Annotated in this window: 7 protein-coding genes; 1 reads left to right on the top strand and 6 read right to left on the bottom strand. The window is 32.1% G+C overall.

The features are described 5' to 3' along the window. Positions 1–19: 19 nt before the first annotated feature. The 5 genes from ACHRVL_RS19945 to ACHRVL_RS19925 all read right to left on the bottom strand — a co-directional run bounded on the left by ACHRVL_RS19945 (position 20) and on the right by ACHRVL_RS19925 (position 8,875). Complete coding sequence (locus ACHRVL_RS19945) at positions 20–502, bottom strand: 3'-5' exonuclease (protein ID WP_395415093.1); 483 nt, start codon at positions 500–502, stop codon at positions 20–22. An 84-nt stretch (positions 503–586) separates the two neighbouring features. Continuing rightward, a complete protein-coding gene (locus ACHRVL_RS19940; RefSeq protein ID WP_089053860.1) occupies positions 587–1,948 on the bottom strand; it encodes a pyridoxal-phosphate dependent enzyme in 1,362 nt (453 codons plus the stop codon). Positions 1,949–1,995: 47 nt separating this feature from the next. Beyond that, positions 1,996–3,963, bottom strand: a complete 1,968-nt coding sequence (locus ACHRVL_RS19935; protein WP_395415092.1) for a putative porin — start codon at positions 3,961–3,963, stop codon at positions 1,996–1,998. A 281-nt stretch (positions 3,964–4,244) separates the two neighbouring features. Further along, positions 4,245–5,720, bottom strand: coding sequence for a RagB/SusD family nutrient uptake outer membrane protein (locus ACHRVL_RS19930; RefSeq protein WP_395415091.1), 1,476 nt, complete (start codon positions 5,718–5,720; stop codon positions 4,245–4,247). Between the two features lie 11 nt (positions 5,721–5,731). Then, on the bottom strand, positions 5,732–8,875 hold the full coding sequence (locus ACHRVL_RS19925) for a SusC/RagA family TonB-linked outer membrane protein (protein WP_395415090.1): 3,144 nt from the start codon (positions 8,873–8,875) through the stop codon (positions 5,732–5,734). A 694-nt stretch (positions 8,876–9,569) separates the two neighbouring features. On the opposite strand from ACHRVL_RS19925, the gene ACHRVL_RS19920 reads away from it, so the two are divergent. Next, positions 9,570–10,235, top strand: coding sequence for a ribonuclease HII (locus ACHRVL_RS19920; RefSeq protein ID WP_395415089.1), 666 nt, complete (start codon positions 9,570–9,572; stop codon positions 10,233–10,235). Between the two features lie 51 nt (positions 10,236–10,286). On the opposite strand, the gene ACHRVL_RS19915 is transcribed toward ACHRVL_RS19920, so the two are convergent. After that, positions 10,287–11,786 (bottom strand): SusD/RagB family nutrient-binding outer membrane lipoprotein, encoded by a 1,500-nt coding sequence (locus ACHRVL_RS19915; protein WP_395415088.1) that lies wholly within the window; start codon positions 11,784–11,786, stop codon positions 10,287–10,289. Positions 11,787–11,788 lie beyond the last annotated feature (2 nt).

Genomic DNA, 11,788 nt, shown 5'->3' with positions numbered 1-11,788 from the left:
ACAAATTTATACAGTATTTTTATCGAAGCATATACAATTTTGCACAAGCACGTGCATCTGACAGCGCCTCATGATGATTAAGTTGTATTTTCATTTCCCTGCAGCAATCACTCAATTTTGTAGGCTTCAAACCTTTTGCTTTATAAATCTTAACTGTACATTCCCACTTAGAAGCGATATTTAAATCTTCATAATTTAACCCGCAAAGTAACATAGATTTCACCAAAACATTGCGATCAAAACTTTCGTTATGAGCCACAACTACTCTATTTTTTAATCTTTTTTCGATCTCTGGATAAATCTGTAAAAATGATTTTGAATTAACGGTATCTTTTGGATAAATACCATGTACTCGAATCGTAAATGGATTATACTCGTTATTTGGCGGTTTTATTAAAGTAACAAATTCATCTACAATAATTCCATTTTCGACAGTAACAATTCCCACAGAACATGGATGATAACCAGTTGCAGTTTCAAAATCAATTGCAGTAAAGTTCATTCTAAAAAATTTTATAGGATAAAAAAATCCATAAATCTGTCTTTAACAAGTAGATTTATGGATTTGTAAAAGTATTAATTTGTTCTATTTAATAGATCCAATAATGTCATATTTAGTGATGATGTGATGATTTCCATTTCCTAAATCAATCAAAACAGCATCATTTTCTTTTGTAAAAAGTTTAGAAACTTCTTCGATTGGAGTTCCTAATTTTACAATTGGAAATGGTTTTCCCATGACGTCTTTAATTGGTTTTTCAGCTACGTTTTTATCTGCAACATAACTTCTAAACAAGTCTGTTTCATCAACAGAACCAACAAAACCATTTATATCAACTACTGGAATCTGCGAAATTTTATACTTACGCATACGCTCAATAGCATGAGAAACTAATTCTTCTGTACGAACAACGATCAATTCTTTATCGATATGATCTTTAATAACATCTTCAGCTTTGGTAACGTTTTCTTCCAAGAATCCACGCTCGCGCATCCAGTCATCATTAAACATTTTACCTACATAACGGCTTCCTGAATCATGAAACAGGACAACTACAACATCATCTGGTTTAAAATGCTCTTTTAACTGCAGCAAGCCTTTTATGCAGGCTCCAGCTGAATTTCCAACAAAAATCGCTTCTTCTAGTGCAATTTTTCTAGTATAAACTGCTGCATCTTTATCGGTCACTTTTGTAAATCCATCTATCAATGAAAAATCAACATTTTTAGGCAAAATATCTTCTCCAATTCCCTCAGTTATATAAGAGTAAATTTCGTTTTCATCAAAAATTCCAGTTTCGTGATATTTTTTAAAAACAGAACCATAAGTATCAATTCCCCAAATTTTAATATTTGGATTTTGTTCTTTTAAATATTTTCCCACTCCAGAAATTGTTCCTCCTGTTCCTACTCCAACAACAAAATGAGTGATTTTACCTTCGGTTTGCTTCCAAATTTCAGGTCCAGTCTGCTCATAATGTGCTAATGAATTTGATAAATTATCGTATTGATTTACATACCAAGAATTTGGTGTTTCTTCGGCTAAACGTTTTGAAACTGAATAGTACGAACGAGGATCTGTTGGCTCAACATCTGTAGGACAAACTACAACTTTTGCACCAACAGCACGAAGAATATCCATTTTTTCTTTAGACTGCTTATCTGATATTACACAGATTAATTTATATCCTTTAATAATTGCAACAAGTGCTAATCCCATCCCTGTATTTCCGGAAGTACCTTCAATAATAGTTCCGCCTGGTTTTAATCTTCCATCTGCCTCTGCATCTTCAATCATTTTTACAGCCATTCTGTCTTTTACAGAATTTCCTGGATTAAAGGTCTCGACTTTTGCCAATACTAATGCATCAATTTCAGCAACAATCTTGTTGAGTTTTACTAATGGTGTATTACCAATTGTTTCTAAAATATTTTTTGAAAAGTCCATTTTGTTTAAGTTTTAATATGTGGTATTTTAAAATAAATTGTATTGTTTTATTGGAAGAAATTCCAAACTAAACCAAATCGCAATACAAAATCACGATAAGGATTATTAGGTGCCGAATAATAATCGCTTTTTGCAAAAAGAGCATTTATATGTTCAGCTTTTAGATAAAAACGTGTCTGGCGAATTCTTGCATTTATAAAAAGATCAAAAAGTGGATAATTTCCAATCTCTTTATTATTTTGAACAAAAAACTCTCCAACAACTGGATTATATCCATTACCATAATATTTTGTAAAATAATTAAAGACAACACCTGCTTGTGCAAATAATGCTTTCTTAAAAAAGTGATTTGAATAATAGAATGTGTTTCTTGTTACAAAATCTGGTACATTTAAAATTAAATCAGATTGATCTACTTTCTGATACAGAAGAGTATTATCTAATGCAAATTTCCCAAATTTAAATTCTCTGCTTGCTTTAATTTCTAAATAATTAATAGCGTTTCCGTACTGCTCCGGTCTTACAATTTGTGTTTGTGCTAATACTTGAGCCGGAGTTGAAACATCTTTAAAATACAAATGATCGTTTAAAACTGTATACTGAACCTCGGCATTTAGCCAAGGTGTATACACGCTGGCTCCAAGCGTATTAATTTTTTCGTTTTTAAAATCATTCGACCAGTTGTATTGTACATAACTGCTTTGATATAAATTGTAATTATTGTTTGGCAGTTTATTTACGTTTCTATACTTAAAATCGAACTGGATTCTCTCATTTAAGTTATATCTTAATTTTGCGTCAAGATCAGAAAGTGACTGGTTAGTGATGGATCTTGTATATAAAAAACGACCATTCCATTTATTCTTTTGATATTCATATTGCCCACCTACATTATTGATCTGAAGAAACAAATTATCTGGAACAACTCCTCCTGATTTATCAACTAAAATTCGATCGTATTTGTAATTTGATCTGTAATCATCTACAAAAAAATTAAACTTCCCCAATAAAGAATTTTCATAAGCCAATCCAACTTTATTGTACAATCTTTCAAAATGAGTTTGATCATTTATACCACTTGTAGTATATGAAGCTCCAAAACGCTGCACTTGTTGTCCATCTACAGTAGAAAGTACGGTAGGTTGATTGTATTCGAAAAATTTATTTTCGAAGTTAAACTGATGATTTATATACAAATTATTATTTCCGCTCTTTGGATTCACCCTGAAAGCGTGGTCAAAAAATAACCTTTTCCCTTTCAAAAAAGATTTTGCATCTGTCAAGTAAACTTGTAATCGCTGACGGTTTTTAAAATCTGGATTGTCACTTTCAAAATCCTCTGGTGTGGTAATACCTCCATTTTCTTCGTTTGAATTATCTTGAAAAGTAAAGTGCGCATTTAAAGCATATCTTCTATCTGTTGTTGCATAACTTGTAGTAAATCTAAAATTTCCTGAGCTTACCAACTGATTTATATAATCTCCTTCTGAACGCAAACCTCTATAAGCAATAGAAAAATTAAGATTTTTTGATGTATTTAAAGTAATAAACGAGTCTACATTTTGTCCTTTATTAATTGTGGTATTAAAAAACAACTCTGTTAAAGGCGTCGCTGCCGAATAGTATCTAATATCATCTGCTTGCAAATAATTATAGTGCATTGCCGAAAATCCAATTTCTGGATAAGGAGAAAAACTAGTTAAACTGTATTGTAAAACATTTAAAGGCTGTCCAATATTTGAGAACTCCAGCAGTCCAAAAAGATCTTTTCGCAGATGGTTTTGTTTGTATGCACTTTTTATTGTCAATGATGTATCTACATAAGTAGTATCATGCTCTAGAGTAATAATCTGATATTGATCTATTTTAGCAATTTTAGCCTTCTTCTTTTTAACAGTGTCTGTTATACTTGAATATTTTGAATTCATATCTAAACTACTTTTTGAAGTAGTCTTTTCTTGAGAAAACAATAAGATTGGTATAATTAATAGATATAGAAAAATGAATATTCTCATTTGATAATGTTATATAAAATTATTTCGGCAAAATTTGTCGAGCAAAGGTAAAAGATAAAAACGTATAAACGAAAAAAAACAAAATGTTAGTATACCTGCATTTTTATAACCGCTTCTAAAATGAAAACCCCGTTTACAAACGTAAACGGGGTTTTCAAGAAAAATCAAAATATTTATTGTTTATTGTAAAGCAAACTTAATCTGAGCAATCACTTTAATTTTCTAATAATCGTAAAATCTTTCAAAAATTAGAAACCCCATTAAACTAAATTTACAATTTACTATAATTCGTTCTGCTTAAGTAATGGATTAGCATTGATCTCTGCTCTAGGGATCAACCATTGCCATCTTTTGTCTGTTGCAGGAACATTGATTACTCCGTTTGTAATTGTTGAATTATGATTAGCACCAGATCTATCAAGAGGAGAATTTGTTCTCTTTAAGTCATAAAATCTAAAACCTTCACCCCACAATTCAATTCTTCTTTGAAACCAGATTTCATCTACTAATGCTTGTCCGGTTTTTGTAGACAAAGTATATCCAGTATCTCTAGTTTTTACTAAAGCAAATAATACCGCAGCTGCATCAGCTTGTCCTAATTTTGCTTTTGCTTCTGCCTCGATAAGGTACATCTCAGCAACACGCATATAAGGAACATCACATCTACTATCACCAGTACTTATAGACAAGAATTTTTGACTTGTATAAGGATATTTAGTATAATTTGAAGCAAGATTTAACGAAGTATGCGCTCCAGTTTTATCAAATAATTTTGAACGTACATCTGTTGTAGGAATCAAATTATAAAGTTTGCTGTTAATTGCTTTTGGACTAGTACGAATAACAGTTGAATTATAATTTCTAGACATGTAAGCTCCAAAATTACCAAAGTAATCTGTTTGAACTTCATTAATATGGCTTCCCCACATCCATTCTTTACCATTAAAGTCATTGAATCCTTTTACATAATCCTCAGCACTCATTAATGCAATACCAGCTTTAGCTTTAGCAGCATAATCTGCAGCAATAGCCCAGTTTCCTTGAGTTAATGCTACCCTAGCTTTTAAACCTTGTGCTACACTTAAACCTAAATGAGAATTATTTGGTTTTGTGTAACCTACTAATAACGTATTTGCTTCATCTAAATCTTTATTGATTTGTGCATAAACTTGTTCAACAGTTGCACGAGCCAAAGGTTCATCACTAACAGTTAAAACAAGAGGTATTCCCATTTGTGAATTATCAACTCCATTAACATATCTTTTAGCAAATAACTGAACCAATTGGTAATGAGAAAATGCTCTATAAAGTAAAGCCTGACCTTTTAACACCTTTTTGTCAGCGTCTGGACCTGTTGACGCATCTACAGCACCTAGAATAGTGTTAGCGTTTCTAACTATTCTATAATAAGTACGGTATGGAAATCTAACATCCTGAGAATTTTCATTTGCCACACCATTCCAGTTGTAAACTTGTAAAAACCATCCGTTAGTAGCTGGAAAAACTAAGTCATCTCCAGCAATATCAACTTGCTGCATCATTCCTCCTAATCCATTCTCATTCTGATTACTTTCGTATCTAATATACAATGATCTGTGTATACCATTTAAAAGCGTCATTAAATTATCTGTCGTTTTTGTAACACCATCGTAATCAACAAATTCCGTAGGCTTTTTATCTAAAAAATCTTCTGAACATGAAGTGAGTGCTAATAACGATATTGCAAAAAATATCTGTTTTATATAATTTGATTTCATAATATTATTTTTTAAAAGTTTAAGTTTAAACCTAATGTAATAGCTCTAGATGGCATATATCTATTTTGAGTTGTTCCATTAAAAGTTTGACTTGGATCCATCCCTTGACGTTTAGTGAATAACAATAAATTTTCACCATTTATATACAAGGTAGCATTATCTACTCCTAATTTAGTGATTAGCTCTGAAGGCATTTTATAAGATAAATTAACTTGTCTTAAAGATAAATAATCTGATCCTATCAACCATCTGTCAGAAGCAGCTGTAGACTGTGTATTTCTACTTACATCCATTCTAGGAACATCAGTAATATCTCCAGGTTTTTGCCATCTGTTAAGAGCATCTACACTTAAAGCAGATCCGTAATTATTTCCAGTATGCATAAGCGCAGCATAATTAGAATCATACATTTTTCCACCTATTTGGTAAGCAAACAAAACTTCTAATCTTAAACCTTTGTACTCAAAGTTAGTTCCAAAACTTCCATATAAATCTGGAATTGCTGAATCAGCATAGTGGTATAACGCTTTATTTTGATCTGTCGTTACATTAACACCATTAACAACTCTTTGAGTAGCATCTCCCGCAACAATTAAAGCTGGATCTGACACGTACAAAGCATATCCATCTGTTGGATCTACACCATACCAAGCTCTCAACCAATAGTCATACATAGACTGTCCAACCATTAACTTTTTAGTTCCGTTAATAATCTCTTTTTGTGGAAGCTTTGTAATTTCATTATGAATTGTTGATGCATTTACATTCAATCCCCATGAGAAATCATTTGTTTTTACAACAATTCCATCTAAAGAAACTTCGAAACCTCTGTTAAACATAGAACCAATATTTTCGATTCTATTATCAAGTCCTGTAGATAATGGGTTTGGCACTGAAAATATCAAATCATCTGTACTTCTGTTATAATACTCAACACTACCTCTAAGTCTGTTTTTAAACAATCCAAACTCAACAGCAATATCTTTCTGTGTATTTTTTTCCCACTTTAAATTTGCAGCTCCCGCAGCACTTGTAATAGCTCCACCTTCACTACCATTATCATAACCTAAACTAAATGTTGGTTGACCTGCATAAAAACTTAAATCATCGTGATTTATATGAGAATCATTACCAACTTCTCCAATAGAAGCTCTTAATTTCAAATCATTAATCCAAGAACTATTTTCTAAGAAACTTTCTTTTGTAAGTACCCAAGCACCTCCAACTGACCAGAAATTACCCCAACGATTGTCTTTTGTAAATTTTGAAGATCCATCTCTTCTAAATGATCCTGAAACAATATATTTGTCTTTATAGTCATATCCAACTCTTGAAAGGTAAGACTCAGTAGCATAATTTCTTGTATAAGAAGTTAAGTCAGTTACAGTAGCATAATTAATAAACTCTGGATTATCTGGAGAAACCTGACCTGTTTTAGTACCATTAAGCCATTCTCTTTCATAATCAAAACTTTCGTGTCCAACTAAAACTGAAATTGTATGATCTCCAATTTTCTTATCATAGTTTAATAATTGATTGTAAGTTACACCAGTTAGAACTCTATTTTCTTTAGCTATCAATCCTGTAGGTGCACCGTCTCCAATTTCTGTATTGTAAGTATATGTTCTGTTTAAGTATGTTTTATCCAATGCTGCGTTTGCAGTAAATTTAAAATCTTTTAAAAACTTAATTTCAACATATGTTCTTGCAGATAAAGCTAATCCTTTTTGATTATCAGTATTGTTTAGTGTTTCATAAACAATATTTCTACCTGGTGCAGCACCACTACCTCTACGAGTTGAGTAAATTTTTTCACCTGTAACTGGATCTAATAAATAATCTCCGTTTGGTGCATGGTCATAAACAGGGTAAATAGGCCCCATATATCTAGTTGCTCTAAATGGATTGTTAAAAGAACTTGTATTATCAACTCCGTTTACTGCCATATTAGAATCTGTAGTTGTTCCTGCTAAATTAACTCCAGTTTTGAACCACTCTTTTAAAGAAGTATTAAGATTCAAACGAGCAGAAATTCTCTCATAATCAGATTTTTGAACATATCCTTCTTCATTAAGATATCCTAAAGAAGCAAAATAGTTTGATTTATCACTTTTTCCTTGATAAGAAAAGTCAGCATTTTGTCTTGTACCAGCTCTCTCCAACTCTTTTGTCCAATCTAAATCATCTGGATATAAAAGTTTAGCATTTGGATTTAATTTACCATCTGTACCAACGATTTGTCCGTTTGGAACATTAAATGGGTTTGTAACCAATTCGATTGGAACTCTACCAGATGCATATATATTAGCTGCATCTACTTGAGCAGGTGTTCCCATTGGGCGGCTGTTTCTAATTGCTTCCCACTCTAAAGGGTAGTAATCAAAAGCATTAACTCTGTCGTATTCTTTAATCAATCTTGAAGTCAAACCTTGACTTACATTTAATGAAAACTTATCTTTTGATGATTTACCAGTTTTTGTAGTAATGATAATTACACCATTTGCCGCTTTCGATCCATAAAGAGATGTTGAAGATGCATCTTTTAAAACTGTTAAGCTTTCAATATCAGCAGAATTTAAAGTACTAATATCTCCTGCAAATGGAACTCCATCAACAACATAAAGTGGAGCATTTGATCCATTGATAGAACTAAATCCACGGATTCTAATTGCTGGAGCAGCACCTGGCTGTCCAGACGCACTTTGAATTTGAACACCTGAAGAAGCTCCTTCAATTGTAGACAAGACGTTTGTTACTGCTCTATTAGCAAAATCTTCTCCTTTAATTGAAACTGCTGAACCTGTGTAAGAACTCTTTTTTGCTTTACCATAGGCAACAACAACAACTTCGTCCAAAGATTTCCCTGAATCTTTCATTTTAACACTTACTGTTGAAGAAGGTCCTACAACAGCTGTAACCTGATCCATCCCAACATAAGAAAAAAGAAGTACATCACCAGTTTTAACTTTAATAGAGAAACCTCCATCAAAATCTGTTTGTGTACTAACTTTTGTTCCTTTAACAATAACATTAACCCCTGGAATAACTCCTGTATCACCCGAAACGATACCTGTAACAGTCCTCTCTTGAGCATAAGAAAACTGAATAGAAAGCGCTATCAATAGCGAATAGATCCATTGTAATTTTAATTTCATTTTGGTATATATTTGAATTAGTATGCGACAAACATCTTAATTATTTCTTAAAATAACAAGAACCTTTTTAACAGAACACCAACATTACTTTAATAGCGCAATAACACTAAAACGCAGTAAATCAACATTTTTTAGCTAAAACCCTATTATATATAACAATACAGCTCTATCTACAATATATCTAACTTTATAATTTTAACACAATATTAACATTTTAAACTGTAACAAAACCCTTAAAATGGAGTGTATTTTGTTTAAAATGTAACAATTATCCTAACAAAAAAAATAGCAAAAGACACATTTCCACACTTAACTAGTTATTTAAGTTCATTATTTACAATTGATAGCCCGAAAATTACCTCATTTTCAACTCAACAATTTTTATTTTTTTTTAACATAACAGATGCAACTGAGAAAAAAACACTATTTAGATGATCCGGTTACAACTTAGAATATATCTTAACTAAATGAAAGTAACCTTCAATTTTAACAGTATTAAAAAACATGCATCAAAAACAAATCAAAATCTTGGCACGAAATACAATTTGCGTTTTGAATTATTTTATCGAACTGCACCTTATCCATCTAAATAAAATTCAAAAAAAAAACATACTTTCTACCATTATTGATCAATCTGCCTTTTTAATAAATTTTGAAAAAAAAATACAATATTTGCACTTCAAAAAAGAACCAGATGCTGCAGCTTAATTATTCAGGATTTACATTAGAGACAGGAACAGATGAAGCAGGGCGTGGTTGTCTAGCAGGACCTGTTACGGCGGCGGCTATAATTCTTCCAAAAGATTTTGAGAATACAATTTTAAATGACAGTAAACAATTGTCTGAAAAAACGCGTGCACTATTAAAACCAATTATCGAAGAGCAATCGCTTTGTTTTTCAGTAACACATTTATTTCCTGATGAGATTGATGAAATAAATATTTTAAATGCATCAATGAAGGGAATGCAGGAATGCATCTTAAAATTAAGTCAAGTTCCTGAATACATTATTGTAGATGGAAACCGTGCTTTGAATGCAAAACTAGGATTAAAAAACACAGTTGGAAAACAGTTTTCTCCTGCCGAAATAGAATTATTGAAATCTATCCCAAATAAAAGTATTATAAAAGGCGATGCCAAATTTCTAAGCATTGCTGCGGCATCAGTATTAGCAAAAACTTATCGAGATGAATACATGGATCAAATTCACGAAGAATTTCCAATGTATAATTGGAAAAAAAACAAGGGATATCCAACCAAGGAACATCGGGATGCTATTAGAAAATATGGTACAACAAAATATCACCGAATGAGCTTCAGACTTTTACCTGATCAACTGGAACTTGATTTTTTCGATTAAAAAAAAGACTTATCAAAAATGATAAGTCTTTTTTTTAATCATCAGATTGCTTTAGTATTTATCCCAAAACAATTTAGTATTCATTTTATCTCCGCCAATATCACTAGCCGCTTTTGTATAGTTAGTTCCATTTACGGACTGCTCTTTTCCTGAATAAGTATATCGAACAGGGACTGTCAAAATATTTTTATTAATGGCAGAGGTTGGTGCTTTTAGAACAGGAAAATCTAATCTCCTATAAGATGTCCAAGCCTCAAACCCTCTATTGTAAAGTGCAAACCAAGCTTGGGTTCCAATTTTTTCCTTCCAAGTTGCACCACTTTGAACATTGTTATAATCAACTTTAGGTTTTGCCAGATAAGCGGTCGCATCTGCCGCTGTTAATCCCCAGTCTAGCATTGATGCTGTAATTCCAGCATCATAATATTTTTTTGCTTGAGCAGATCCTCCAGGAATTAAGTTCTTCTCTACTGCTTCTGCCAGTAAAAACTGCAACTCCGCATAGTCAAACAAAGTGCCTGGATATGTTTGACTATTAAAAGTTTTCGTTAGGTGCGAAGAACTACTGTATACATTTGCTTCTCCATAAGTCCCCCCAATAAAAGTTCTCCCCGCTGGAAGAACAGGTATTGGTGTATCATTAACAAAGTATTTAACCATTCGAGGATCTCCAACAGCATCCATCGCTGCAACAAAAGGCTCGGCAGGAACAAAATCTGTTCTGTTACTGGCAACTAAATCCGTGTACAACGGATTTTGATTACCTGTAGTAGTTAAATAAACCAATTTTGTATTATCTGCATTACTTGAAAGCACACCATTTGTAAGTGCAGCCTGAAGCTGAACTGCTGCATAATCAGGTTCAACATCCGAAATATTTACAGACAATCTTACAATTAACGAATTAACAAATTTTGCCCATTTCAAATTACTTGCTGCATTTCCTGAGTAAATGATATCAGCATTTCCAAAATTAGGGCTCGCAGCATTTTTTTTAAACACAGCTTCATCTTTTATCAATCTAGCTATAAGATCCTTATAAATTGTTTTAGCATCATCATAAACAGGTAAAGGATATTTTATAATATCTCCGGCTTGTGAATAAGGAATGTTTCCAAAAGTATCAACCAATATGCTGTAGGAGTAAACTTCAAGCACATCAATAAGTGCCAGTTTATTTTCTTTTATTACAGCTTCAGAATCTGTCATAGCAGACTGAGATTCAATCATTGATTTAGATTCAAATAAATCAGACAATACATCTCTGTAGAAAGCATTAAAATGATTATCTGGTATTTTTCGTCCCGTTAAATCATATTGACTTTCGTTAGGATAAGTAGTTTCTGCCCATTGTTGAGCAAACAATCTAAAAACATTATTATTAACGCTTGTGCTTACCATTTGGTCTACTATTTTTTTCTGAGCATTGGTAAACAAATATTCCGCCTTAGTAATGGTTGGCTTTTTAGGATCAACATTTTTATCTGTAAGATCATCACTGCATGAAGTCATGATGCCAATAAAAGATATCAGTAAAAGTATTTTTTTCATGA

This window comes from Flavobacterium sp. FlaQc-28 (assembly GCF_044007415.1).
Taxonomy (GTDB): Bacteria; Bacteroidota; Bacteroidia; order Flavobacteriales; family Flavobacteriaceae; genus Flavobacterium.
The sequence above is the reverse complement of the archived record's forward strand: the minus strand, read 5'-3'. Positions and strand labels throughout refer to the sequence as shown.

Excerpts from the sequence above, each read along its gene's own strand:
- ACHRVL_RS19945 (WP_395415093.1), bottom strand. The coding sequence starts at position 502 with ATGAACTTTACTGCAATTGATTTTGAAACTGCAACTGGTTATCATCCA.
- ACHRVL_RS19930 (WP_395415091.1), bottom strand. The coding sequence starts at position 5,720 with ATGAAATCAAATTATATAAAACAGATATTTTTTGCAATATCGTTATTA.
- ACHRVL_RS19920 (WP_395415089.1), top strand. The coding sequence starts at position 9,570 with ATGCTGCAGCTTAATTATTCAGGATTTACATTAGAGACAGGAACAGAT.
- ACHRVL_RS19925 (WP_395415090.1), bottom strand. The coding sequence starts at position 8,875 with ATGAAATTAAAATTACAATGGATCTATTCGCTATTGATAGCGCTTTCT.
- ACHRVL_RS19915 (WP_395415088.1), bottom strand. The coding sequence starts at position 11,786 with ATGAAAAAAATACTTTTACTGATATCTTTTATTGGCATCATGACTTCA.
- ACHRVL_RS19935 (WP_395415092.1), bottom strand. The coding sequence starts at position 3,963 with ATGAGAATATTCATTTTTCTATATCTATTAATTATACCAATCTTATTG.
- ACHRVL_RS19940 (WP_089053860.1), bottom strand. The coding sequence starts at position 1,948 with ATGGACTTTTCAAAAAATATTTTAGAAACAATTGGTAATACACCATTA.